Below are 24,915 nucleotides of genomic sequence, written 5' to 3' on the forward strand. Positions count from 1 at the left end.
CTCACCCCTTCACGGCCCCGGCCAGCCCGGAGACCAGGTGCCGTTGCACGAACACGAAGAAGACCAGCACGGGCAGCGTCATGATGACCGACCCCGCCATGATCGCGCCCCAGTCGTTCTGGTCGGGCTTGAAGAAGTTGAGGATCGCCAGCGGCAGCGTCTGGTTCTCCTGCGCGGAGATGATGAACGTGCGCGGGTACAGGAAGTCGTTCCACGTCGAGATGAACCCGAAGATGCTGACCGCGACGAGCCCGGGCGCCACCAGCGGGAACAGGATCGACCGCACGAACCGCAGCCCGGACGCGCCGTCCAGCCGTGCCGCCTCCTCGACCTCCTCCGGGACCGCGGCGACGAACCCCCGCAGCATCCAGATCGCGAACGGCGTCGAGAAGCAGATGTGCACGAGCATCAGCGACCCGAGGTGGTTCAGGCCCAGCTCCGGCACGACCATCCCGAACGACCGGAACAGGAAGAACAGCGGGATGGTGAGGGCCTCGACGGGCACCATCTGCGCGACGAGCACCGTGACCAGCAGCGTGGTGCGCAGCCGGAACCGGTAGCGGGTCAGCGCGACGGCCGCGAAGAAGGCGCAGAACATCGCGCCCGGCACGGCCACCGCGGCCACGAGCACCGAGTTGAGCAGGTACCGGCCCACGTTCTCGACCGACAGCACCCGCGTGAACGCGTCGAGCGTCGGGTGCAGCGTGTACGGCAGCGCGTCGCCGGACATCAGCTCCGTCGTGGGCTTCAGCGCCGAGAGCAGCATCCAGTACAGGGGGAACGCGACGACCGCGGCGACCACGACCGCCAGCACGTCGGCGCCGACCCGGGGCCGACGCCGGCGGGCGACGGGGGTCGTGGCGGGGGCGCTCACAGCTCCTCCCCGGACCGGCGCAGGGCCCGCAGGTAGGCGAGCGTCACGACCATCAGCAGCATCGTGGTGATGACGCCGACCGCGGAGCCGAGCCCGTACTGGGAGGCCGCGAACGCCTGCTGGTACGAGTACACGTTGAGCACCAGGTTCTGGCCGGCGATGCCGCCGCCGCCCGTCATGACGTAGATCTGCGTGAACACCTTGAAGTCCCAGATGATCGACTGGATGGTGATGATCGCCAGCACGGGCCGCAGGATCGGCGCGACGATGCTGACGGCGACCCGCCACGTCGACGCACCGTCCAGGCGGGCGGCCTCCTGGATCTCGGTCGGCACGCCGATGATCCCGGCGTACAGCGTCACCATCACGAACGGGAACGAGCACCAGACGATCTCCGCGCCCACGAGCGCGAACGCCGACCACTTGTCGTACGTCCACGAGTGCCCGGCGAACCCGTCCAGCCCGATCGCGGTGAGCGTCTGGTTGACGAAGCCGAGCGTCGGGTCGAACAGGAACAGCCACACCGCGGACCCGGTCATCGCCGGCGTGGCCCACGCTCCGAGCGACGCGAGGAACAGCACCGTGCGGGACCAGGGCCGCAGCCGCGTGGCGAGCAGGGCGAGCGCCCCGCCGACCGCGAGGGTCGCCGCGACGCACGCCGCCGCGAACACCACCGTGTTGCCCAGCACCGTCCAGAACGCGTCGTCGCCGAGCAGCCGGGCGTAGTTGTCGAGCCCGATGAACCGCAGCGGGGCGCTCCCGGACACGTTCGCCTGGCGGTAGTCGTAGAGCGAGACGACGACGAGCTGGTAGAGCGGGTAGGCCAGCAGGCCGGCGAGGACGACGCCGGCCGGGATCAGGTAGAACCGCGGCTCCCACCGGCGCGCCCAGCTGGTCCCCCTGCCGCGCCGGGCGAGCGGCTGCCCGCGGCGGGGCGTGCCGCCCGGCACGGGCAGGGTGGACCCGCCCGTGCCGGGCAGCGGGGCGTGGGTCGCCGTCACTGCGCGCCGAACGCGGCGTCCAGGGCCGCGGTCGCTTCGGCGGTCGCCGTGTCGACGTCCGCGGCGCCGGTCGCGACGCTCTGCACCATCGTGGGCAGCACCGCCTGCGCGTCGACGGTGCTCCACGCGGGCGTCACCGGCACGAACTCGGTGCCCGCAGCGAGCGTCTCGACGAACGGCTCGATCGCGGGGACCTGCTCGGCGACGTCCGCCTGCACGTCGGTGAACACCGGGATGTTCCCCATCGCGTCGAACATCTGCTGCTGGTACTTCTTGCCCGCGAGCAGCTGCACGAACTCGGTGGCCAGCGTCCGGCGCTCCGTGGACGACAGGACGGCGAGGTGGTTGCCGCCCCCGAACGCCGGGGCGATGGAGCCCTCCTCGACGCCCGGCAGCGGGACGACGCCGTACAGGTCGCCGACCGCCGACTCGTCGACCGCGCGCCGGTTGAAGTCGCCGCCGATGGTCATCGCCGCGTTGCCGGCGACGAACTCCTGGACCGAGGCGTTGCCGCCCCACTCGGCGCACGTCTGCGCGGGGCAGATGTCGTCCTGCAGCAGGCGGGTGTACGCCGCGATGCCCTCGCGGGCCTCCGCGGAGTCCAGCGTGCCGGTCCAGGCGCCGTCGGCGTCCTGCTCGGCGATCTGACCGCCGTGCGCCCAGATGTACGGGAGGAAGGCGAACTGGGCGGCGCCGCCGGTCGCGATGCCCACGAGCTCCGGCCGCGCGGCGCGGACGGCGCGGGCCGTCTCCTCGAGCTCGGCCAGCGACGCCGGCGGCTGCAGCCCGAGCTCCGCGAACACGTCCGTGCGGTAGTACAGGGCGCGCACGCCGATGTACCACGGCACGGCGTACGAGGCGCCGTCGATCTCGGTGGTCTCCAGGACCGCCGGGTCGATGTCCGCGCCCTCGTCCCAGTCGGCGATCGCGTCCGTCACGTCCAGCAGACCACCCGCGTCGACGAAGCCCGCGAGGTCGGTGTTGCCGATCTCCGCGACGTCCGGGGCGGACGACGGGTCGTTGAACGCGCCGGTGAACCGCTCCGACCGGGCGTCCACGGGGATGTACTCGACGTCCACCTCGACGCCCTCGTGCGCGGACTCGAACTCGGCGACGGCCTCGTCGACCACGGCCTCCTTCGGGTCCTGCGTGACCTCGGAGAACAGCCAGACGCGCAGGGTGCCGGAGTCGGCGTCGTCCGTGGCGGCCGACCCTCCGGACTGGGCGGGGGCGCACGCACCCACCGCGAGCGTCAGGGCGGCGGCACAGGCCAGGGCAGCAGTACGAGATCTCACGTCTTCCTCCAGGGGATGGCGGTGAGCGCTCACGCGAGCAGCCCGACCGTCGGCGGCTGACGCGTCCGGGGGGCCCGGACGGGATGCGCCGACGCTAGGAGCAGCCGGTGCCCGGCAGGGAGGGGTCCTCGCGGATCGCGCGGGGGGCGCGCGGGAAGGGCGGCGCTGGAGGGGGTGCCGGGGCGCCAGGCGGGGGTTGTGCGTGCACTGCACACACGCCGCACCGGCCCGCCGACGCGGCCGACCCCTCGCTCCAGATCCGGCTAGGGGGCGGCCGGGACCGGGGGCACGTCCGCCGAGACCCTGTCGTGCCGGGTCGCGTAGTCCCCGCTGACGAGGAAGACGTCGACCCGGTGCTCGCCCCCGTCCTTCAGGGCCGGCACCCACACGTCGACCGCCGTCTGGTCGTCGTCGGAGTCGGACGTGATCGCGTAGCCCACGGGCGCGCGCCGCCACGCGGGAGGGACGTCGGGACCGGACAACCGCCAGATCAGGTGCGCCGTCTCGCCCCGGCGCCCGGCGATCCTCAGCTCCGCGGTGAAGACGTGCCCCTCGAGGGTGAGCTCGTCGCCCACCGGCACCACCACGGCGGACTCGACGGCCTGGACCATCAGGTCCCGCACCTCGTCCACGGTGAGCGGCTCCCCGTCCTGCGCGCCGGGGACCTCCGGGTCGGCCTGGGTGGCGGGGACGGCCAGGTGGTCCTCGCGGCCGTAGTCGGGCAGGACGAACTCGTACATCTCCGGATCGAGCGCGTACCCGCTCAGGGCGGGGCTCTCGTCGAGCAGGTCCGGCGCCCCCGGACCCTCGGGCGACGGCTCCGTCGGCACGACGGTCTCGGGGCCGACGGTCTCGGGGCCGACGGTCGCCGGCGCGCTGCTCTCCTCCGCGGGCGCGGAACCGTCCTGACCCGTGTCGTCGGTCGGCTCCGGCGGCTCAGCCGGCTCGGGGTCGTCGTCCGGTGCGATCACATCGGGCGGCGGTGTCACGTCGACGGTGACGACCAGAGGCGTCCGGGCCGACGCGTCGGCGGCCGGGGTCGCGGTGACGACGGGCTCGTGGTCCGCGACGAACGAGTCCAGGGTCTGCGTCCCGGAGTAGGTCAGCCCGCGGATGTCTGCGACGTCCTGCTCGTCCGGGGGTTCACGCGGATCCAGCAGCTGCCACGCACCCGCGATCGCTGCCAGCGCCGCCGCGAGCGCCCCCGCCGCGAGCACCGCCTTGTTGACCCGCCGGTACCACGGCTCGGACCGGCTCTCGGCGTGCTTGTTCTCCACAGTCGAGCCCCCTGACTGCTGTCCACCCAGCCTTCACCCGGCGGCGGGTCGGGTCAAGGAGAGGGACCGGCTCACGACGAAGCCCCCGCCAGGACACCCGGCGGGGGCTTCGACACACGGAGGGCTGGGCCCTCACACGCGGTAGCGGTGGGATTTGAACCCACGGTGGACTTTCACCCACACACGCTTTCGAGGCGTGCTCCTTAGGCCGCTCGGACACGCTACCTCGGCGCAGAGAGACTACCGGATGCCGGGCGGAACTCTCGCATCGGCGGACGTACCGTGGTGCGGTGACGTCCCCCCGCCTGCCCGTGCCCGACCACTTCGCCGTCCGCCCGCACCCGGGGACGGTCGCCGACGCCGCGGCGCTGCTGCGGGGCAGCCGCCTGACGGTGCTGACCGGCGCGGGGCTGTCGACGGACTCGGGGATCCCGGACTACCGGAGCCCGGACTCGCCGCCCCGGAACCCGATGACGTACCAGCAGTTCGTCGGGGACGAGGCGTTCCGCCGGCACTACTGGGCGCGGAACCACGTGGGCTGGCGGTACGTGCACCGGACGTTCCCGAACGCGGGGCACCGCGCGCTGGCGTCGATGGAGGCGCACGGCGTCGTGGTCGGCCTCATCACGCAGAACGTGGACCTGCTGCACGAGCAGGCGGGGTCGCGCCGGGTGATCGACCTGCACGGGCGGTACGACCGGGTGGTGTGCCTGCGCTGCCACCGCGTGGTGACGCGCGCGGAGCTCGCGGACCGGCTAGAGGCGCTGAACCCGGGGTTCGCGGAGCGGGTCGGGGCGGTCGGGGACGTGGAGATCGCGCCGGACGCGGACGCCGTGATCGAGCAGACCGCGGACTTCCGGGTGGCGGACTGCTGGCAGCCGGACCCGGACGGCGGCGACGGCCCGTGCGGCGGGATGCTGAAGCCGGACATCGTGTACTTCGGGGAGACGGTGCCGGCCGAGCGGGTCGCGGCGGCGTACGCGCTGGTGGACGAGGCGGACGCCCTGCTGGTGGCGGGCTCCTCGCTGACCGTGCAGTCGGGGCTGCGGTTCGTCCGGCACGCCGCGTCGAACAGCAAGCCGGTGGTGATCCTCAACCGCGGGGCGACCCGCGGGGACCCGCTCGCGACCCTCACGGTGGACGCCGGGACGTCCGAGGCGCTGACGGACCTCGCCGCGCTGCTCTGACCGGGCCTGCGACGCGCGCGGGTCCCGGCGTGACCTGCGGGGACGGCCTACCGCTCGCGTGACCGGGACCACGCCGTCTCGGGTCGTGGACCGTGGGGGTTCGTGCCACAGTGCGCAGGTAAGCAGCCCGTGGAGCAGACCGCGGGCACCGCCCGGTCCTTGCGGCGGTCGGGTCCGGCACCTATAGTCGCCGCATGTGGCATCGTTGCCACATGCCGAGCGGCAGGGCCGGGGCAGGCCACACCGACCGGCGTCCTCGGTCGACTGGAGGCCTCGATGACGCAGCTGAGAGCCGACGCCGCTCCGGCCGTCGCTCGCCAGACCCGCTCACCGCGCAAGCGGCGCGCCAAGGTGCCCTACAACAAGCGCGAGGCGCTCGCGGGGTACCTGTTCATCTCGCCCTGGATCATCGGGTTCCTGGTCTTCACGGCCGGCGCGATGATCTACAGCCTGGTGATCTCCTTCAGCCACTACAACCTGGCCACCAACACGGCCCGGCCGGCAGGCGTGGAGAACTACGCGCAGCTGTTCAGCGACCCCCGGGTCGCGACGGCGCTCGGGAACACGCTGTTCTACGCCGTGCTCGCCGTGCCGCTCGAGATCATGGTCGCGCTGGGGCTCGCGTCCCTGCTGAACCAGGCCGGCCGCGGCGCCGGGTTCTTCCGCACCATCTACTACCTGCCGAAGATGACGCCGGCCGTCGCGACCGCCGCGGTGTTCTTCCTGCTGCTCAACGGCAACACCGGCGCGATCAACCAGTTCCTGCGCATCTTCGGCATCGAGGGCCCGCAGTGGCTCGTCGACCCGAGCTGGATCAAGCCGTCGATCGTCCTGATGACCCTGTGGGGCGTCAGCGGCACGATGGTGATCTTCCTCGCGGCGCTGAAGAACGTGCCCCGTGAGCTCTACGAGGTCGCCGAGCTCGACGGCGCCGGCGTATGGCAGCGGTTCCGCAACATCACGCTGCCGATGATCTCCAGCGCGATCTTCTTCAACGTGATCGTGCTGTCGATCGCCGCGTTCCAGGTGTTCGACCAGGCGTACCTGCTGTTCTGGCGCGACCAGTCGAACGCGTCCCCCGAGGCGTCGCTGTTCTACGCGATCTACCTCTTCCAGCAGGCCTTCCGGCAGTTCAACTTCGGGTTCGCGGCCGCCATGGCCTGGCTGCTGTTCCTCATCATCATGGCGATCACCGCCATCCAGATGAAGTTCGGCAACCGGTTCGTCTACTACGAGGGAGGGCGGGACTGATGGCCACGACCGGCACCACCACCACGTCCGTCCGGCAGGTCCCGGGGCTCCCCGAGGACATCACGGGCCAGGGCGACCGCCCGATCGACCCGAACCGGCCCCCGGTCGAGGACGCGGCCGCCGGCGGTCGCACCGGGCGGCGCGTCCGCCGCGGCGTCGTCATCGGGCTGCTCGTCCTGATGACGTTCGTGTTCCTCTACCCGTTCGCGTGGCTGCTCGCGGCGAGCCTCAAGGGCCGCGGGCAGGTCTTCGACAACTCGCTGTGGCCGGAGACGTTCCACTGGCAGAACTACGTCCAGGTGTGGGACGAGCTGCCGCTCGGCAACTGGATGATCAACAGCATCGGCATCGCGATCCTCGCGGCGGTCACCGTCGCGGTGTCCAGCTCGCTGGTCGCGTGGGGCTTCGCGCACTTCCGGTTCCCCGGGCGCGGCCTGCTGTTCGGCCTCGTGCTCGCGACCATGATGCTGCCGGGCGCGGTCACGATGATCCCGATCTACCTGATCTGGAAGGAGCTCGGGTTCCTCGGCACCTGGGTCCCGCTGTTCGGCGCGAACCTGTTCGGGTCGGCGTTCTACATCTTCCTGCAGCGGCAGTTCTACCTCGGCCTGCCGCGGGAGCTGTTCGAGGCCGCCCGCATCGACGGCGCGAACTACTGGCGGATGTACTGGCGGATCGTGTTCCCGCTGTCCCTGCCGTCGTTCATCATCGTGCTGCTGTTCGAGTTCCAGGCCTCCTGGAACAACCTGCAGGCCGCGCTGATCTACCTGAACGCCGGCAGCCCCGACGAGTTCACCGCCCCGCTCGGCATCGCCTACGCGATGACCAAGTACAGCCCGACGGCCGGCGGGCAGGGCGACTACCAGTTCGTCATGGTCGCCTCCCTGCTCGTGACGCTGCCGATGCTCGCGCTGTTCGCCTTCGGGCAGCGGTACTTCATCGAGGGCGTCGCCACGCAGGGCCGCAAGGGCTGACGCCCCCACGCACGAGACGGGGCCGGGTCGTCACCGCGACCCGGCCCCTTCGTCGTACCCCGCAGCCCGTCAGACCGGGTCGGCCAGGAGGCTCGGCCAGCCGAGCGCCTGCTCGCAGCCCAGCAGCAGCACCCCGACGGTCCAGGCGTGCGACAGGGTCAGCAGCATGCCCTTCGGCTGGAAGCACGCGGTCTGGTAGTACCGCTCGCTGGCCATCCCCCGGTAGGCGTTGAAGTCGCCGTCGAACCGGGCGATGAACTGCCGGAAGCACGCGAGGGTCTCGGCGGCGCGCTCGGCGTAGTACGGGTCGCCGGTGGCGGCGGACAGCTCCGCAAGCTCCTGCGTGCACACGAGCCCGTAGGCGTGCAGGTGCTGGTTCGACGGCGAGGCGTTGTCGGCGCCGCGGGTCGCGAACCGGTACAGGTCCAGCACCGTGCCCGCGGGGAACCGCGTGTTGTACGCGTACCGGAACGTCAGCATCCAGTCCGCGGCGCGGCGCGCGAGGTCCAGCCAGCGCGGGTCGCCGGTGCGGCGGTGCAGCGCGACGTAGGACATGACGGCGACGTAGCCGTCCTCGGACGTGGGCGCGAGGTCGACGTCCTCCGGGGCGCCGTGGATGAACTCCCGGTCGACGAACTGCGCGTAGTGCTCTCCCGCCCGCACGGCGGCCGCGAGGTACGCGCCGTCCGCCCCGTCGGGCCCGTCCCAGCGGCCGGCCTCCGCCAGCGCCGCGACCCACGCCAGCCCGGCGGCGCCGTCCCAGGACAGCACCTCCCCGGTGCGCGCGTGGTGGCCGGACCCGAGGTTGCCGTCGGCGCGCTGGCGGCGGACGACGGCGTCCAGGTTCGACCGCAGCGCCGTGGCCCAGCCGGGGTGCGCCGCGCGGACGTCGGCCCCCAGCTCCAGGGACCGCGCGAGGAACAGGGCGGCCTCCCCGAGGGTCCGGGAGTGCAGCAGGTCGGGCGTGTGCGACCAGCTCTGCGACCAGCCGTGGTCCCGGTACCAGACGCCCCAGAACGTCCCGGACGGCGACAGGTGGTCGCAGATGAAGTCGATGACGTCCGCGGCGGCAGCCCCGGCGGCGGGCTTCCCGCGGCGGCGGGCGTGCGCGAGCAGGGCGAACGCCCACGGGACGCCGCTGACCCAGCCGACGTGCATCGCCTGCCGGTCGACGGACAGGCCGTCGCGGCCGCTGACCTCGCGGTCGAAGCCGACCGTCTCGAGCAGCACGCCGGGCTCGGTGTAGTGCCAGCGGTGCAGGCCCTCGGCGGCGAGGTTCGCCGCCTCGGCGATGCCCACCCAGGGTGTCAGCGGCGAGCCGGCGCGGATCCGCTCGTGCTCCTCGCGCAGGATCGGGGCGTAGGCGTGCCGGTCCGGGCCCATCGCGTACACGGCGAACCGCAGCGACACCCGCTCCCCCGGGCGCCACAGGTGCGTGGTCGTCTCCGGCGGGACGGGCGTCTCCGACCCCATGTACGACACCGGGCCCTCGCGGAACGGGAAGGTGAGGTGCACGCTGCCGACCCCGGTCGCCGCGTCGTGCGCCAGGCCGAGGCCGGTCATGCCGACGGGGGTCGTCTCCGGGCCGACCAGCGCGACGCCGCCCGGCCCGGCCCACGCCAGGACCGCCGGCGTCGCGGCCCGGTCGGCGCGGAGCTCCCAGTGGTCGCTCACCATGCCGGCCGGGTCGTCCGCCCCCACCTCGAACCGCGGGAACACCCGGTCGTAGCCGACGGGGCGGTTCTCGCCGTAGAACGCGCCGGGCACCAGCCACCACGGCGCCTCGGCGGCGGCCGGCAGCAGCGCCCGCACCCGGATCGAGGCCTCGGTGGGCTCCTCGCCGCGATGCTCCACGTCCAGGCGCACGTCGATGCGGCCGGTCGTCGTGGGCGGGGCCCAGGTCGCGACCGTGCGGAACGGGCCCGCGTCCCCGGTGAACGCGCGTGGGCCTGCCGGCGACGGGGTCGCGACCTCCACCGTCCCGTCCGGGCGGACCACCTCGATCAGGTGCGGGACGGTGCCCACCACGGGGCCGTCACCGCCGCCCGGCCAGAGCGAGCCCGTCGGTCGCAGCAGGACGCCGTCGTCCACCCTGGTCAGCCTCTCGGTCGTGCGGTCGGTGCGGTGGGGTGCGGGGCGCCCCGTCAGGCGGTCGGCACCTCGTCGGCCGCCCAGGCGTCCACCATCTCGCTGATCACGTGCAGCACCAGCGTGTGCATCTCCTGGATCCGGGGCGTGGCGGCCGACGGCACCAGCAGCAGGTGGTCGGCGTGGTCGCGCGCCGGACCGCCGTCGCCGCCGGCCAGCAGCAGGGTCGTCGCGCCGTTCTTCCGGGCGATCTGCAGGGCGCTCACGACGTTCGGCGAGCGGCCGCTGGTGGTGAACGCGACGACCAGGTCCCCGGGGCGCGCGAGGGCCTCCACCTGCCGTGCGAACACGTCGTCGTAGGAGTAGTCGTTGGCGATGCAGGTCATCGACGTCGGGTCGGTGCTCAGGGTGACCGCGGGCAGGGGCCGGCGGTCCCGCTTGTAGTGGCCGACCAGCTCGCCGGTCAGGTGCTGCGCGTCCGCGGCGCTGCCGCCGTTCCCGAACGTGTAGAGCGTCCCCCCGGCCGCGAACGTGTCGCGGACGAGGGCGCCCGCGGCGCGGATCTGCTCCTCGAGGCCGACCATCGCCTCCGCGACGGCGGAGTGGGCGGCCAGGTGCGCGTGCAGCCAGTCGTCAGACACGGGCGGCCTCCGTCGGGGTGGGCTGGGCGGCCGGCACGGACAGCGGCGCGGCTGCGTGGTCGGCGGGGTCGGCGTGGTGTGCCTCGTGCCCGGCCGCACGGCGTGCCGGGGGCAGGACGTCGAGCGCGATGGCCCCCGCGCCGACGACGCAGACCACGTCGCCGAGCGCCGCGAGCCGGATGGTGGCGGCGCGCGCGGCCGGGGGCATCGCCTCCCGGGCGACGAGGTCGCGGACCGGGTCGAGCAGCAGGGCACCGGACCTGGTCACGCCGCCCCCCAGCACGACGAGCTCCGGCTCCAGCACGTTCACCAGGTCGGCGACCGCGCAACCCAGCAGGTCCGTCGTCTCCGCCCACACCCGGACGGCGAGCGGGTCACCGGCGGCCGCGGCGGCGCTCACGTCGGCGGCCGTCACGGCGGGCAGCGTGGCCAGGGTGGAGCGCGGGTCCTCCGCGAGGGCCGCGACGGCGCGCTCGGCGATGGACGTCCCGGACGCGTACGCCTCGATGCAGCCGCGCCGCCCGCAGGAGCACAGCCGGCCGCCCCGGCGGACCGTGACGTGGCCGAGCTCACCGCCGTTCCCCGCGGTCCCCCGGTGCAGGCGGCCGTCGAGGATGACGCCGCCCCCGACACCGGTGGAGATGGTCAGGTAGACGAGGTTCTGCAGCCCGCGGCCCGCGCCGTACCGGTGCTCCGCGACCGCGGCGGCGGTGGCGTCGTTCTCCAGGGCGAACGGGACGCCGAACTCCGCGGCGGCCAGCGGGCCGATCGGGATGTCGACCCAGCCGGGCAGGTGCGGCGGCGACTGGAGCAGGCCGGACGGGGCGTCGAGCGGGCCGCCGCAGGCGATCCCCACCGCACCGACCGGTCCGAGCCCCGCCTCGGCGACCGCCTCGTGACCCATGGCGAACAGCCGGCGGATCACCGCGTCGGGTCCCTCCTCGCGGCGGGTCGGCCGGATGCGCAGGCCTTGCACGGCACCGTCCGCGGTGACCACGGCGACGGCCAGCTTGGTCCCGCCGATGTCGAGGGCGAGGACCGGGGTCCCGCCGGTGCCGGTGACCTCCGTGGCGGCGTGGGACGCGCCGCCACGCTCGACGCCCGATGCGTCCGTCGTCATGCACGTCCTCCCGACCCCTGACGACGCGCGCCGGGGGTGCGTGTCGTGGATCCCGGGCGCGTGGCGGGCGGCGTCGGTGCCGTCCGGGAGCCTGGGATCGATTCCAGAACGAGCATACGAGTCGGCCGGATCGAGCGTCAAGCGCGGCAGCCGGCCCCCGGCGCACCCGGGACGTCCCCGCGGCGAGGGCGGGCGTCGGGGCGCACGGGCCGAGCCGGGGTCACGTGGGATCGAGTCCAGGTCGACGGCCGCACCGACCCGGGGCGTCGAGTGGAGCGTTCGGCCCGACACGCGCGGCGCGTCCCGTCCGGACGCTCCACTTCACGGGAGGGCGAAGGGGTCGGGGCGCCCGGTGGGGTCAGGGCGTGGCAGGGGGTGCCGTCGAGCCGCGCTGGGCGACCGCGGCGGAGAGCATGACCGTCCGCACCGGGGAGTCCGGGTTCTGGATCCGCTCGAACATCTGCGCGACGGCGGCCTCGCCGAGCGCGACCGCGTCCTGCGCCACGGCGGTGACGCCCGGGCGGACCATCGTCATCCACGGCGCGTCGTCGAACGACACGAGGCTGAGGTCCTCGGGCACGCTCAGGCCGAGCGCCTGAGCGGCGCGCCACACGCCCTCCGCGAGGACGTTGTTCGCGGCGAACACCGCGGTCGGCCGGTCCGGCGACCCGAGCAGCTCCCGCGCGACGCCGAGGGCGGCGCCGACGTCCCAGCCGCCGCGGACCACCAGGGCGTCGTCGAGGGGCACGCCGGCGGCGTGGAACGCGGCCCGGTAGCCGGCCAGGCGGTCCCGGCCGGTCGTCCAGTCCATCTCGTCGATGAGCAGCGAGATCCGCCGGTGGCCGGCCGCGAGCAGCGAGGCCGTGACCCGCTCGGCGGCGGTCTTGTTGTCGACGACCACCGCGTCGTGCGTGCCCTCGGCGAACTGGCGGTCGACCTCGATCACGGGGATCCGGTGCCGGCCCAGGTACTCGGTGACCTCGGTGGACAGCGGCGTGAGGATCACGCCCGCCACCCGCAGGGCGACGAACGTCTCGGCGGCCTCGAGCTCGGCCTCGACGGAGCCGTTGTCGTCGGCGAGCATCATGGCGTAGCCGCGACGGCGCGACTGCTGGCTGATGCCGCTCGCGAGGTCCGCGTAGAAGGAGTTGCGCAGGTCGGACACGAGCACGCCGATCGACCGGCTCACCTGCTGGCGCAGGTTCCGCGCCATCGCGTCGGGCACGTAGCCGAGCGTCTGGGCGGCCCGGCGGACCCGCTCCCGGACGGCGGGGGCGACGTACCCGCGGCCGGTCAGCGCGCGCGACGCCGTCGACCGGGAGACGTCCGCCGCCTCGGCGACGTCCTTGATGGTGGCCCGGCGCCCCGCGGTGGTCATCACGGCACGCGTCCCCGGCGCGACGGCCTCCATGCGTGCTCCCTGACTAGACCTCGACGACGTCCACGAGCGCCTCGGCGTGCTGCCCGAGGTGCAGGTCGCCGATGCTGACGTCGACCGCCAGCCGCCTGCGACGCGCCCCCGGGCCCGTGGGCACCACCTCGAGGTCCAGCTCGGCCTGCCCGGAGGGCGGGAGCGCGACGACGACCTCGTCGGGGTGCGCGCGCCAGCCTAGCGGCAGCACCGGCCGGACCGTCGCCTTGCGGTCCTCGCGGGTCGGGTTGCGGACCGTCACCGTGAAGCGTGCGGGCTCGTCGGCGGGGAGCCGGGAGAGGTAGGGCGTGATGCGCGCCATCTGGCTGTCGGCGCCCAGGTCCAGCTCGTCCAGCGGCAGCAGGTCGTGGTGGATCTCGACGAGCTCCTCGCCCTCCTGGGTGAGCAGGTCCAGGTAGGCGTCGTCGACCCACCGCGGCTCCCAGTGCCCCGTCACCATGACGCCCGGCGCGACCCGGCGGTACAGCGCGGCGCTGTCCCGGTAGTCGGTGATCCGGAACAGGTTCCGGTACTGGTAGTTGAGGACCTCGCGCCGGTTGCCGGGGATGCCCATGCCGTCCTGCTGGTCACCGGTGACGAGCACCCGCACGCCGTCGACCTCGACCTCGAACGCCGCGGCGTACAGGGTGTGGCCGGGCAGCGGGTGCACGGTGATCTCGTACTCGTGCCACGTGAACGACTCGCCGAGCGGCAGGACCCGGTCCACGGGGATCGGGTCGTACCACTGGCACGGCAGGTCGTGGCGGAGCGGGTCGGCGAGGATCGGCGCCACGTTCTCCGGCGCCCAGATCTCGGTGCCCTCGACGTCGCGCAGCAGGTTCATGCCGGCCACGTGGTCGTCGTGGTAGTGCGTGGGCAGCACGACCTCGACGTCCGTGACGCCGTGCTCGCGGCGCAGCGCCGGCAGGGACGCGAGCCACGGGCGCCGGGACGCGCGGTCACCGCCGGACGCGAGGCCCGTCGTCATGTCGTAGCCGTAGTCGATGAGCAGCGCGGCGCCGTCCCGGGAGACCAGGACGTAGGAGCAGGCGTTGCTCGACAGGTTGAGCAGGAAGTGCTCGGTGATCCGCTGGAACGGCTCGACGAGGCGCGTGCGCAGGTCCCACGGCTGGGGGCGGCGCGAGTCGACGTAGCCGCGCATGCGCTGGGCGAGCAGGCCCAGGGCGTGCTGCGGGTCCTCCATCGGGGCGCCGTGCGACGGCAGCAGCAGGTCCAGGTGCTCGTCCATCAGCAGGTAGCACGACAGGACCGTCATCGCGGGCCCCTCGTTCTCGGTGTACGACCACTGGGTCGCGGCGAGCGACCACACCTTCCCGGGCGCGTAGACCAGGTCGCCGGTGAACGCGACGCGCCGGCCGGCGGCCTCGACCACGTACGACACGGAGCCGGTGGTGTGCCCGGGGGTGGGCACGACCTGGACGTCGACCCCGCCGTAGCTGCGGGTCCGGTACTCCGGCACGACGTCGGCGACGGGCACCGGCTCCAGCAGGGAGAACCGGTCCTGGCGGAGGTTGTAGTCGTTGACGACCTGCCGGGTGCGCCACATCTCGTCGACCCGGTCGAACAGGTCCCGCTCGACCGGCGGCACGTGGATCGCGATGCCCGCCGCAACCGCCCGGGGCAGCCCCTGGCCCTGGTCGCGGTGGTGGTGCGTCATGAGGATGTCCGTGATCCGGTCGACGCCCATCTCGTCCAGGTGGTCGAGCACGGCACCGGAGCCGAAGTCGATGGCCACGGCGGTGCGCGTGCCGTCGGCCGCGGGCTGCGGCGCCCGCACGACGTAGACGTGGCAGGTGTCGACGACGCGGAACACCCCGGACGCGACCTCGCTGACGGTGGGGGGCATGACCTTATGGTAACGATTCCAGGCGCGTGCCGACAAGAGAAGTGCTGCTCACGGGCGGTTTCTGGCGGTATGCCCCGTTCCGGCAGGTCAGACGGTCGACCGCTTCACGACCGCACGACGGAGTCGTCGGTCACCGTGCGTCGTACTGCCACGGGTCGACGAGCACCACACCGAGGTCGGCGAAGTCGCTGGTGTTGCGCGTCGCGAGCGCGGCGCCTGCGTGGGCGGCGTGCGCGGCGATCTGCCCGTCCTGCGCAGACGGTTCGCGCCCGGCGGCCCGCGCCCGCGCGCGCAGGAGCGCATGGGCGGCCGCGACATCGCCGTCGTAGGCGAGCACCCGGTCCCCCAAGCCGTCGACGGTGGCGTCGATCTGGGCGGCGAGCCGGTCGCGGCGCTGCCCGGGCGGCAGCAGCTCCAGGCCGAACCGCAGCTCGTGGACCACGAGCGCCGGCATGTGCAGCTCGACGGCGTGCGCGCGCATCCACGCCAGCACCCGCGGGTCCGGCTGGGGCCGGAGCGGCTCGGACCAGACGTTGGTGTCGACGACGATCACAGCGGATCCACCGGGCGGGCCGCGGTTCGCTCCGCCTCGGGCAGGTCGACACCGCCGTGCTCCTCGCGCAGGTCCGCGCTGTCGTCGAGCCACGCCAGGACCGGGTCGGTGTACACGGCGGCCGCCAGGATCGCGCGGGCCTCCGCCTCGACCGACCGGTGGTGACGCTCCGCCAGGGCGCGCAGCCGCTCCTTGACGCCGTCCGGCAGGTTCCGCACGAGCAGCTGAGCCATTCCGCACCTCCTGAGTGATATCAGGCACGATATCACTCGCGGGCGCCGCACCGTGGCGCGCCGGAGTGCCGTCCTTCCTGGCGGTATGCCCCGTTCCGGCCGGTCAGATCGACGAAAGGTGCGGATATCCTCGTGCGCGTGCCGCTGAGCCAGGACGGCCCGACGCCGGGCGCCGCGACACGGGAGGACACTGCTCCGGGCGGCTCCGCCGCCCCGGGCACGCCGGCCCGTGACGACCGCCTCCCCCTCCTCCCCGCCTCCCCGCTCGCGCGGGCCGGCCTGCTCGCGCTCCTCGCCGTCGTCGTCGCGCAGGCGGCCACGGCCGCGGTGATCCCGGCGGCCTCCCGGTCCCTCGGCCTGCCCGACTGGCAGGCGGGTGCGGTGACGTCCGCGTCGGCTGCGGTCGTCGTGCTCACCAGCCCGGCGTGGGGCCGGCGCGCCGGCGTGCGCGGGTCCCGCCGCGTCGTCCTGGTGGGCGTGCTCGGGGCCCTGCTCGGCACGGCGGGCGTCGCGGCGACGCTGGCGGCCGCCGACGTCCTCGACCCCGGGCCCGCCTGGGTGGCTTTGCTGCTGGCGCGCGGCGTGGTCTTGGGCACGGCCGTCGCCGCGGTCGGCCCGGCGGTCCAGGTGCAGCTCGTCGCGGTGTCCCGCTCCGAGGGCGACCGGGTGGCGTGGATCGCACGGGCCGGTGCCGTGCGCAGCGTGGCCACGATGGCCGGCGCCGGGCTCGCCGCGGCGCTGGGTGCCGTCGCGGCCGGCCTGCCGGTGCTCGCCGCGGCCGCGGTGCTGGCCGTCGCGGGCGTCGTCGCGCTGACCGCCGGGCGCCGGGACGCACGCCCGGCGGAGGACGCCGGCCCCCCGGACGTCGACGCGCCGGCGGACCCCGACGGGCCGGCGGACCGCGCGCCCGTCCTGCCCGCATTCGCGACCCTGCGCCGGGCCGGCGTCCGCGCGGCGGTCCTGGCGTCCGCCGGCGTGTTCCTCGCGATGGCCCTCGTCCAGGGCAGCGTCGGGTTCCTCGCGCAGGACCGCTACGACCTGGCCGCCGGACCCGCCACCGCGCTCACCGGGGCGCTGCTGCTCGCCGCCGGGCTGGGCTCGCTGGTCGCCCAGGGGCTGCTGGTGCCGCGGCTCCGCTGGCGTCCGTGGCGGCTGGTCCGGTGGGGCGGCGCCGTCGTGGTCGCGGCGGTGGCGGTGTACGCGGTCCCGGTCCCCCGGCCCGTGCTGCTGGCCGTCGCGCTCGTGTTCGGCGTCGGCGTCGGGGCGGCGGCCGCCGGGTGCACCGCCGCCGCCTCCACGGCCGTCGGCGCCGCGGAGCAGGGCGAGGTCGCCGGGCTGGTGAACGCGGTCAACGCCCTGACCTTCGTCGTCGGGCCGGCGCTCGCGGCCGCCTCGTACGGCTGGCACCCCGTGGTGCCGGCGGCGCTCGCGCTCGCCGCGGGCTCGGCCGCGGTGCTCGTCCGCCCGGGAGCCGTGACGGGGCCGGCCGCGTGACCGGGCCCACCACGACCGTGACCGACGCCGGCGCGGGGGCCGCGCCGCCCGCCCGTCCCGGTGTGCCCCGGGTGCCGTCCTGGTACGTGCCGCGGACGGCGGCGGCTGCGCGGCTGGACCCGGACGCCGCGCTCCAGGTGGTCCACGGCGCCGCGGGCTCCGGCAAGACCCTCCTGCTCGCGTCGTGGGCGCGCGAGGCGCTGCCGGCCGACCGCGCGGTCGTCTGGCTCGACGCCCGCACGGCGCCCTCCGGCGACGGGCTGTGGCCGCGGGTCCTGGAGGCGCTGGCCGACGCCGGCCTGCTCACCGGCGCCCGCGCGGACGAGGCCCGGGCGGCCGTCGTGGACGCGCTGCTCACGCTGGGCGCGCCGGTGCACGTGGTCGTCGACGGCTACGAGACGGTGTCGTCCACCGCCACGGACGAGGAGCTGGTGCACGTCCTGACGCGCGTCGACCGGCTGCGCGTCGCCGTCGCCACGCGGCGGGACCCGGACCGGCTGCTCGCGGCCGCGGGCCTGGGCCTCGACGTCGCCGAGGTGCGGCCGGCGGACCTGCGCCTGGACCACGACGAGGTCGCGGCGGTGCTCGCGCGCGCCGGGCAGGACGGTGCCGCCGCGGCCCCGGTCCGCGCCGCCACCGACGGGATGGCCCTCGCGGTCCGCGCGCTGGCCATCGCGGGGACCCGGGGGACGCTCGACCTGGCGACCGCGCCGCGCGACCGGCTGGTGGCGGTCGCGGCCCAGGGAGTCGTCCTCGGCCTCGACGCCCCGGACGACGACGGCGGCTACCTCGCCGCCGCCCGCCGCGTCGCGGTCACGGAGTCCGTCACCCCCGCGCTGGCCGCCGTGCTGACCGGCGCCCCCGCGGGCGACCTGCTCGCGCGCCTGGAGGCGGACGGGCTCGCGACGTGGCAGGACCGCAGCGGCGACGACGGCGCGGAGCCGGTGCTCACGCTCACCCCGGTGGTGCGGGCGGCCCTGCGCGCGGACCTCGAGCGGGCGGAGCCGGAGGCGGTCCCCGGGCTGCTCCGCGCGGTCGTGGCCTGGGGGCTGGCGGCCCGGCGGTTCTACCCGGCCCTGCACGCGGCGGCGGCGACGGGTGACCTGGACCTCGTGACGGCGACGGTCGTGCGCATCTGGGGCTCCGGTCAGGCGCGCGACGCGGTCGAGACCATCCGCGTGCTGGAGTCCCTGCCCCGGCAGGCGGTCGCCCGGCGCCCGCAGCTCGCGCTGCTGCTGGCGCTGCTGCACAACACCCGGGCGGAGCACCGCGTGCGGGCGCTGGAGTGGTTCGCCGTCGCGGCGGCCGCCGCCGTCTACCACCTGCCGCGCGCCACCACCGCCGAGCGCGTGGTGCTGCGCGCGGGCGAGAGCGTCGCGATGCGCCTGCTCGGGCGCGGGGCGCGGGCCCGGACCGCCGCGCTGGCGGCCCTCGACCACCTCGCGGCCGTGCCGCCCGGCGCCGACCCGGTCGTCGACGGCCTGCGGGGGCTGCTGCACCGCCAGCTCGGCGTGGCGCTCGTCGCGGCGGGCGACGTCGAGCGCGGGCTGGAGGTCGTCGAGGGCGCGCTCGCGCACGAGGAGTCCGGGGCCCTGGGCGTCTTCAGCACCTACAGCCTGCGGGCCGGGTTCCTCGCGGCGCAGGGCGACCTCGCCGCCGCCCGCGACGTCGCCGCGGTGGCCGGGCGCCTGGAGCCGCCGCCGACGCACGAGACGGCGTACCGGCGCTCCACCCTCGACCTCGCGCGCGTGCACCTGGCGATCGAGGAGGGCCGGCTCGAGGACGCGCGGGAGGTGCTGGACGGGCTGGCCGGCGAGCTCCGGACGAACGAGTTCTGGCCCGCCTTCGCCGAGGCCCAGGCCGCGCTGGACCTGCTCGCCGGGCGCCCCGTGCCGGGCGAGGAGGTGCTGGTGCAGGCGCTGCGGCGCGGCCGCCGGGCGCCGGTGACCGCCGCGTGGCGTGCCCGGCTCGCCGCCGCGCGCGCCGTGCTCGCGCTGAGCGGCGGGCAGGCCGAACGCGGGCTGGCGCTCGTCGAGTCGGTGCCCGTGACGCACCCCGCCGCCCGGGTGGCGCGGGGGCGGCTCCTGCTGTCGACGGGGCGCCGCGACGAGGCGCGGGCCCTGCTCGCGGGACCGGACCTGCCCGACGAGGGGCCGCGCCTGCGGGCCGCGCGGCGGTTCCTGCTCGCGGCCGCCTCGGTGCCGGTGCCGGCCGCGGTGCCCGCCGACAGCGGGGACGGGAGCCTCACGAGCCCGCGCGGCGCCGTCGCCGCGCGGGCGCTGCACGAGGCCGCGGCGATCGGCGGCGGCGGCGGCTCCCGCACGGGGTGGGCGCTGGTGAGCCCGGCCGAGCGTGCGGAGCTCGTCCGGCTCGCCGCAGGGGACCCGGTGCTCGGCCCGTTCCTCGACGGGCTCGCGGACCTGCCGGCCCCCGTGCCCGACGACCCGGGCGGCGTCGGCCTCAGCGAGCGGGAGCTCGTGGTGCTCCGGCACCTGGCCGACGGCACGGAGCTCGCCGAGGTCGCCGCGCGGCTCCAGGTCTCGCACAACACGGTGAAGACCCAGGTGCGGACCGCCTACCGCAAGCTGGGGGTGCGCCGGCGCGCGGACGCGGTCGCCCGCGCGCGGGAGCTCGGGCTGCTCTGAGCGGCCCGCCCGAGCCGCCGCCGCGCCCCGCCGGCGACCCGGCTCAGACGGCCAGCACCTGCCCCTGGGCGCGGAGCGCGTCCTGCAGGGCCGCGACGTCCACCGCCTGCACGTCCCGCCCCGACGCGACGGCGTGCGCGGCCGCGAGCCCCGCCGCGTGCCCGAGCATCTGGTACTGCGGCTCCATCCGGACGGACGAGAACGCCACGTGCGACGCCGACACGCACACGGGCACCAGCAGGTTGCGGCAGTCCTCCCACCGTGGGACCAGCGCCCGGTACGGGACCGGGTACGGCGGCACCGGCACCGAGAGGTACCCCTCCGTCACGACCATGCCGACGGGCCGCGGGTGCTCGTGCACCCAGCGCCACGTCCGCTGCACCTCCCGCACGTCCAGGTGGTACGAGCCCATCGCGACCACGTCGTGCCACCGCGCGGGGCGCCGCAGGTCGTGCTCGGTCAGCACGACCTCCCCGACCATGCGGCGGGCCTCGCGGACGTAGAGCTGGTGCGGCAGGTGCCCGGTGTCGGCGAACTCGTCGGCGGGCAGCCCCCAGCGCGCGAGCTCCCGGCGCACCGGGGCCGGGACCGCGGGGTCGTGGGTGAGGAACCAGAGGAAGTCCTGCGCGTGGTGCAGGTGGTGCAGCCGGATCTCCTCGCGCCGGTCCGGGCTCGCGGTCGGGTACTCCCACGCGGAGCCGTCCAGCACGCTCAGCGAGAACGGCCCCAGGGAGTTCCCGTCGGCCTTGCCGCCCGGCAGGTTCGGCTCGAGCCCGAGCAGCCGCCCGGCCTCCGGCACCCGCCCCTCCCGCTCCCAGTGGCGGAACAGGCGCCGCCCCAGCTCCCAGTACGCGTCGTCGTACCCGGCGCGCCGCTCGACCGGGACCCGGTCCGGCGCGGTGGTCAGGCACAGGCGGTACCCGTAGGACATGACGCCGCCGTCCCCCGAGCCGACCGGCGCGAGCGGCCGGTCCCGGACCTGCGGGAGCACCGCGCCCGGGACCTCCCCCGTCGGGTCGTCCGCGAACGGCGACACCCAGCCCGGGAACGCGTGCCGGCCCGGGACGGGCTCCCGGCGGCCGGCCAGCGACTCGCCGTGCAGCGACCGGTCCTCGCGCCCGACCGCGAACGGGACGCCCGCGAGCGCCAGCAGGTCCCCCTCGTAGGTCCCGTCGACGAAGACCCCGCCGGACCAGCGCCGCCCGTCGGCGGTCGTGACGGACCGGATCGCGCCGTCCACGACCTCGGCGGACCGCACCGCCGCGCCGTGCTCCACCCGGATCCGCGGGTGGTCGAGCCAGCGCCGGAAGACGGCCTCCGCGACGTGCGGCTCCGGGCCGGCCCACGTCCCGACCGCGACCCCGTAGTGCGCAGCGACGTCCGCACGGAACCGGGCCGCCATGCCGCCGAGGACGCGGACGTCGCCGACGTCCGTGTAGCCGAGCCCGCCGGACGTCATGCCGCCGACGTGCTGCCCGGGCTCGAGCAGCACGACCGACACCCCCGCCTCCGCCGCCGCGACGGCCGCGCAGACGCCCGCGGAGGTCGCACCGACGACGACGACCTCGGCGTCGGTCACCGCCCGGCCCCCGCGGCACCGGGCAGGGCGCCCGACGCGAGCGCCGCCCGGTACGCCCGCCACCCGTCCGCCACCAGCGCGAGGTCGGCGGGCGTCAGCGGCTCCCCCGACCGGTCGACGCGCTCGGCGTAGTACAGCGCCGGCACCCCGCCCTCGGCCTGCGCGGCGACGTAGTCCCGCCACTGCGCGACGTCGAGCATCGGCCACTGGTCGGTGTCGACCAGGTGGCCGGGCAGCGCGGCGCGGGCGATCGACCGGCGGACCCGCATCTGGTCGGCGAGCGGGACGACGGCCGCGTCGGTGTCCCGCTCCAGCACGTCGTTCAGCCGGACCATGTCGCACACGTCCGCGAACGCCGGGTGCGGGGTGTGCGTCACCACCAGCGCGTCCGGCTTGGCGGCCTTCGCGGCGCGGTACAGGTCGTGCAGCAGCGCGTGCAGCGCCGCGACGCCCCACGGGCCCTCGACCTCCGTCGCACCGTGCCGACGCACGGCGTGCCCGGCGGGTGACCGCTGCGTGAAGTCCACCTTGAACCCGTCCGCGTCGATGCCGTCCGGCCCCAGCAGGTGCGCGACCGTGCGGCGCACCCGCTCCCGGTACGCCGGGCGGGCGGGGTCGACCGCCACCGGGCGCCCACCCGCGTCGACCAGGCACTCGTCGACGGGCAGCCCCTCCGGGTCCCAGGCCTTCCACCACAGCAGCACGCGCTGCCCCGCCGCGTGCCGGGCGGCGACCCACGCGCGCAGGTCCGGCCAGCGCCCGGTGTCGACCTCGCCTGTGCCGTACGCCGCCTGCCACTTGTCGTCGATCACGACCGTCCCGGGCACGACGTCGTGGGCGGCGAGGTGGTCGAGCAGCTCGTCGTACACGTCCTGCCGGGCGAGGTCCGGGGCGATCGGCAGGCCGGGCGGCACGACGGCGGGCCCGAGGTCCTGCAGGTAGTAGGGGTGGGCGGCGGGCTCCCCGGGCAGCGGCGCGCGGGCGCACTGGGCGCCCCACCCGCAGAAGACCGGCTCCGACCACCAGGCGGCCCGGGGCTCCACCGGGCCCTCCGGCGCGCCCGCGGCGACCAGGTCGGCCCGGTGGTCCGCGAGCGCCCGCCACGGGTCGGCGGCGGGACGCAGCACCACCGTGGGGCTGCGCCACGCCCCCGCGACCGTGGTGTGGGCGTCGTGGTCGAGCTCCAGCAGGAACCCGCCGTCCAGCGGCTGGTACCGCAGCTCGGTGAGCCGCAGGTCCGTCACGGGGGCGACCAGCCCGACGGCGAGCCAGGCGCCGCCGGGGACGTCCAGCGCCGACGCTGACCGCTCGCGGCCGAGCACCAGGCACAGCGGCGGCGGCGAGAAGACCGCGTGCAGCCGGCCGGGCGACGCGTCCCCGAGCACGCCGAGGGACGCCGGGGACGCCGCGGGCCGGACCAGGTGCACCGGCTCGGTGGGTGTCGGCACGAACACCGACGCGAACTCCGTCGACGACCGGAACGTCCCGCCGGCGCCGTTGTCCAGCACCGCCCGGCCCCCGAGCAGCCGCACGTCGGTCAGCACGCCGTCGCCCGCGACGTCGACCACCATCTCCAGCCGGTCGGGCAGGCACCGCAGCGTGACGCGGCGGCGGCGCCAGGCGGTGCTCGTCACGTCCAGCCGCACCTCCGCCGCGTCGACCTCCGCCGGCTCCGACCCGACCGCGGTGCCGTCCGGCCGGTGCACCGTCGGGACGCCGACGTCGAGCGACTCGTCCGCCACCCCGACGCGGTCCACCGACGCGAGCAGGCTGAGGTGCGACCAGATCCGCCCGTCGGGGTCCGCGAGCACCGCGCGCGGCGGGTTGGCCCGGACCTGCACCACGTAGGTGTCGGCGACGACGGTGTGGGTGCCGGGTCCGGCGGTGATGCGCATGGTTCCTCGGGGGTCGTGTCGGTTCGAAGGTGGGGCGGCCGGCGCTCAGCCGAAGGGGGCGATGCCGGGCAGCGCGTCGGGCAGCGTCCCGGTGCGGGCGATCCCGGCGTACACGCGCCCGGAGTCCTTCACGGTGCGCCGCCCGGTCGCGTAGTCGACGTGCACCAGCCCGAACCGCGGCCGGTAGCCCAGCGACCACTCGAAGTTGTCGAGCAGCGACCAGTGCAGGTACCCGATCACGGGCGCGCCGCCGTCGATCGCCTCGTGCACGGCGCGCAGGTGGCCGAGCAGCAGCTCGGTGCGCCGCACGTCGTGCACCCGGCCGTCGTGGGTGGGCGCGTCGCCGAACACGCCGCCGTTCTCGGTGATCATCAGCGGCGTGCCGGGGTGGTCGCGGTGCAGCCGCAGCAGCAGGTCGCGCAGGGCGTCCGGGACGATCTCCCAGCCCTCGTCGGTGCGCGGGACGTCGCGGCCCGGGCCGACCACCTGCCACGGGAACGGGCGGTCCGGCCCCGCGGGGGCCGCCGCCATGACGCGGCGCGTGTAGTAGTTGATGCCCAGGAAGTCCTGCCGGCCGCCGATCCGGTCCTCGTCGCCGTCGCGGACCACGTCGTCCAGCGAGGCCCCGAGCGCCCGCTCGTAGTGCGCCCGCGTGTCGGCCGGGTACCCGCGGCCCGCGAGCGGGTCCAGGTACCAGCGGTTCACGTACCCGTCGGAGCCCCACGCGGCGGCCGCGTCCTCGTCCGAGTCCGTCGCGGGGTCGCACGGGAACAGGCTGAGCGCGCAGCCGGTGCGGGCGCCGGGCACCCGGGCGTGGATCGCGTCGGCGGCGGCCCCGTGGCCGAGCAGCACGTGGTGCCCGGCCCGGACGGACGCCGCGAGGTCCGCGACCCCCGGGGCGTGCAGGCCGAGCTGGTAGCCGAGCAGCTGGACGATCCACGGCTCGTTCTGCGTGATCCACCACCGCACCCGGTCGCCGAGGCGCTCCGCCACCGCGTCGGCGTACTCGGCGAACGCGTCGACGCTGCCGCGCCCGGCCCACCCGCCGTCGGCCATGAGCGCCTGCGGCATGTCCCAGTGGTTCAGGGTGAGGACCGGCTCGACCCCGCGGTCCAGGAGGGCCTCGACGAACCGCTCGTAGTGGTCCAGGCCGCGGCTCTCGACGCGTCCCCGCCCCTCGGGCACCACCCGCGACCACGCCACGGAGAACCGGTAGGCCCGCAGCCCGAGCTCCTCGACCAGGTCGACGTCATCGCGCCACCGCCGGTAGGAGTCGCACGCGCGCGAGCCGTCGCCGCCGCCCTCGACCGCTCCCGGGCGCGCGGCGAACTCCTCCCAGACCGACCGGCCGCGGCCGTCGGCGTCGAGGCTGCCCTCGATCTGGTAGGCGGACGTGGCGGCGCCCCACAGGAAGTCGGGCGGGAACGTGACGGTCACGGGTGCAGCCCCTCCTGCCTCTTATACACACCTGACGCTGCCGACGAAGGCCCGGGGGGCGCCCCCGCCGCGCTCCGCGTCCGTCGCACAGAG

General features: G+C 75.5%; 19 protein-coding genes and 1 tRNA gene. 5 read left to right on the forward strand and 15 right to left on the reverse strand.

The window, feature by feature from the left end; all coding sequences use genetic code 11:
• Window position 1: 1 nt before the first annotated feature.
• The 5 genes from KJP73_RS06665 to KJP73_RS06685 form a co-directional block, all read right to left on the reverse strand.
• The gene (locus KJP73_RS06665) at window positions 2–874 is read right to left on the reverse strand and encodes a carbohydrate ABC transporter permease (protein ID WP_249669162.1); all 873 of its coding nucleotides are present in this window, start codon (window positions 872–874) and stop codon (window positions 2–4) included.
• Window positions 871–1,875: a carbohydrate ABC transporter permease gene (locus KJP73_RS06670; protein WP_249669163.1), complete on the reverse strand. Its 1,005-nt coding sequence runs from the start codon at window positions 1,873–1,875 to the stop codon at window positions 871–873. The genes KJP73_RS06665 and KJP73_RS06670 overlap by 4 nt, the downstream gene beginning before the upstream one ends.
• On the reverse strand, window positions 1,872–3,170 hold the full coding sequence (locus KJP73_RS06675; RefSeq protein ID WP_249669164.1) for an extracellular solute-binding protein: 1,299 nt from the start codon (window positions 3,168–3,170) through the stop codon (window positions 1,872–1,874). The genes KJP73_RS06670 and KJP73_RS06675 overlap by 4 nt, the downstream gene beginning before the upstream one ends.
• Window positions 3,171–3,433: 263 nt before the next feature.
• A complete protein-coding gene (locus tag KJP73_RS06680; protein WP_213282013.1) occupies window positions 3,434–4,447 on the reverse strand; it encodes a hypothetical protein in 1,014 nt (337 codons plus the stop codon).
• A 139-nt stretch (window positions 4,448–4,586) separates the two neighbouring features.
• Window positions 4,587–4,673: transfer RNA gene (locus KJP73_RS06685), tRNA-Ser, on the reverse strand.
• Window positions 4,674–4,737: 64 nt separating this feature from the next.
• Here KJP73_RS06685 and KJP73_RS06690 point away from each other — a divergent pair.
• The 3 genes from KJP73_RS06690 (at window position 4,738) to KJP73_RS06700 (ending at window position 7,859) form a co-directional block, all read left to right on the forward strand.
• A complete protein-coding gene (locus KJP73_RS06690; RefSeq protein ID WP_433995154.1) occupies window positions 4,738–5,634 on the forward strand; it encodes a Sir2 family NAD-dependent protein deacetylase in 897 nt (298 codons plus the stop codon).
• Window positions 5,635–5,910: 276 nt separating this feature from the next.
• Complete coding sequence (locus KJP73_RS06695; protein WP_213282014.1) at window positions 5,911–6,885, forward strand: carbohydrate ABC transporter permease; 975 nt, start codon at window positions 5,911–5,913, stop codon at window positions 6,883–6,885.
• Window positions 6,885–7,859 (forward strand): carbohydrate ABC transporter permease, encoded by a 975-nt coding sequence (locus tag KJP73_RS06700; RefSeq protein WP_249669167.1) that lies wholly within the window; start codon window positions 6,885–6,887, stop codon window positions 7,857–7,859. Before KJP73_RS06695 ends, KJP73_RS06700 begins: the two co-directional genes overlap by 1 nt.
• 69 nt (window positions 7,860–7,928) lie before the next feature.
• On the opposite strand, the gene KJP73_RS06705 is transcribed toward KJP73_RS06700, so the two are convergent.
• The 7 genes from KJP73_RS06705 to KJP73_RS06735 all read right to left on the reverse strand — a co-directional run bounded on the left by KJP73_RS06705 (window position 7,929) and on the right by KJP73_RS06735 (window position 15,772).
• Window positions 7,929–9,950, reverse strand: a complete 2,022-nt coding sequence (locus tag KJP73_RS06705) for a hypothetical protein (RefSeq protein WP_213282015.1) — start codon at window positions 9,948–9,950, stop codon at window positions 7,929–7,931.
• A gap of 53 nt (window positions 9,951–10,003) precedes the next feature.
• Window positions 10,004–10,588, reverse strand: coding sequence for a D-sedoheptulose-7-phosphate isomerase (locus KJP73_RS06710; RefSeq protein ID WP_249669168.1), 585 nt, complete (start codon window positions 10,586–10,588; stop codon window positions 10,004–10,006).
• The gene (locus KJP73_RS06715; protein ID WP_213282016.1) at window positions 10,581–11,708 is read right to left on the reverse strand and encodes an ROK family protein; all 1,128 of its coding nucleotides are present in this window, start codon (window positions 11,706–11,708) and stop codon (window positions 10,581–10,583) included. The genes KJP73_RS06710 and KJP73_RS06715 overlap by 8 nt, the downstream gene beginning before the upstream one ends.
• 358 nt (window positions 11,709–12,066) lie before the next feature.
• Window positions 12,067–13,119, reverse strand: a complete 1,053-nt coding sequence (locus tag KJP73_RS06720) for a LacI family DNA-binding transcriptional regulator (protein WP_249669169.1) — start codon at window positions 13,117–13,119, stop codon at window positions 12,067–12,069.
• A 13-nt stretch (window positions 13,120–13,132) separates the two neighbouring features.
• A complete protein-coding gene (locus tag KJP73_RS06725; protein ID WP_213282017.1) occupies window positions 13,133–14,986 on the reverse strand; it encodes an MBL fold metallo-hydrolase in 1,854 nt (617 codons plus the stop codon).
• A gap of 130 nt (window positions 14,987–15,116) precedes the next feature.
• The gene (locus KJP73_RS06730) at window positions 15,117–15,539 is read right to left on the reverse strand and encodes a PIN domain-containing protein (protein ID WP_213282018.1); all 423 of its coding nucleotides are present in this window, start codon (window positions 15,537–15,539) and stop codon (window positions 15,117–15,119) included.
• Window positions 15,536–15,772, reverse strand: a complete 237-nt coding sequence (locus KJP73_RS06735) for a FitA-like ribbon-helix-helix domain-containing protein (protein ID WP_213282019.1) — start codon at window positions 15,770–15,772, stop codon at window positions 15,536–15,538. Before KJP73_RS06735 ends, KJP73_RS06730 begins: the two co-directional genes overlap by 4 nt.
• A gap of 138 nt (window positions 15,773–15,910) precedes the next feature.
• On the opposite strand from KJP73_RS06735, the gene KJP73_RS06740 reads away from it, so the two are divergent.
• Both KJP73_RS06740 and KJP73_RS06745 read left to right on the forward strand, forming a co-directional pair.
• Complete coding sequence (locus tag KJP73_RS06740) at window positions 15,911–17,266, forward strand: MFS transporter (RefSeq protein WP_213282020.1); 1,356 nt, start codon at window positions 15,911–15,913, stop codon at window positions 17,264–17,266.
• Window positions 17,263–19,911, forward strand: a complete 2,649-nt coding sequence (locus KJP73_RS06745; RefSeq protein ID WP_213282021.1) for a helix-turn-helix transcriptional regulator — start codon at window positions 17,263–17,265, stop codon at window positions 19,909–19,911. Before KJP73_RS06740 ends, KJP73_RS06745 begins: the two co-directional genes overlap by 4 nt.
• 43 nt (window positions 19,912–19,954) lie before the next feature.
• Here KJP73_RS06745 and KJP73_RS06750 read toward each other — a convergent pair whose 3' ends face one another.
• Genes KJP73_RS06750 through KJP73_RS06760 form a run of 3 tightly spaced genes read right to left on the reverse strand, consistent with a single transcriptional unit; the run spans window position 19,955 to window position 24,822 of the window.
• Window positions 19,955–21,490 (reverse strand): FAD-dependent oxidoreductase, encoded by a 1,536-nt coding sequence (locus KJP73_RS06750; RefSeq protein WP_213282022.1) that lies wholly within the window; start codon window positions 21,488–21,490, stop codon window positions 19,955–19,957.
• Window positions 21,487–23,385 carry a hypothetical protein gene (locus KJP73_RS06755; RefSeq protein ID WP_213282023.1) on the reverse strand — a complete coding sequence of 633 codons (1,899 nt, stop codon included), beginning with the start codon at window positions 23,383–23,385 and terminating at the stop codon, window positions 21,487–21,489. The genes KJP73_RS06750 and KJP73_RS06755 overlap by 4 nt, the downstream gene beginning before the upstream one ends.
• Before the next feature lie 45 nt (window positions 23,386–23,430).
• Window positions 23,431–24,822, reverse strand: a complete 1,392-nt coding sequence (locus KJP73_RS06760; protein ID WP_213282024.1) for a GH1 family beta-glucosidase — start codon at window positions 24,820–24,822, stop codon at window positions 23,431–23,433.
• Window positions 24,823–24,915 lie beyond the last annotated feature (93 nt).

The sequence above is a fragment of the Cellulomonas hominis genome (assembly GCF_901521055.1).
In the GTDB taxonomy this organism is placed as follows: Bacteria; Actinomycetota; Actinomycetes; order Actinomycetales; family Cellulomonadaceae; genus Cellulomonas; species Cellulomonas endometrii.

Bases quoted from the DNA above. Each gene is read 5' to 3' on its own strand.
- KJP73_RS06695 (WP_213282014.1), top strand. From the start codon at position 5,911: ATGACGCAGCTGAGAGCCGACGCCGCTCCGGCCGTCGCTCGCCAGACC.
- KJP73_RS06700 (WP_249669167.1), top strand. From the start codon at position 6,885: ATGGCCACGACCGGCACCACCACCACGTCCGTCCGGCAGGTCCCGGGG.
- KJP73_RS06715 (WP_213282016.1), bottom strand. From the start codon at position 11,708: ATGACGACGGACGCATCGGGCGTCGAGCGTGGCGGCGCGTCCCACGCC.
- KJP73_RS06720 (WP_249669169.1), bottom strand. From the start codon at position 13,119: ATGGAGGCCGTCGCGCCGGGGACGCGTGCCGTGATGACCACCGCGGGG.
- KJP73_RS06725 (WP_213282017.1), bottom strand. From the start codon at position 14,986: ATGCCCCCCACCGTCAGCGAGGTCGCGTCCGGGGTGTTCCGCGTCGTC.
- KJP73_RS06735 (WP_213282019.1), bottom strand. From the start codon at position 15,772: ATGGCTCAGCTGCTCGTGCGGAACCTGCCGGACGGCGTCAAGGAGCGG.
- KJP73_RS06755 (WP_213282023.1), bottom strand. From the start codon at position 23,385: ATGCGCATCACCGCCGGACCCGGCACCCACACCGTCGTCGCCGACACC.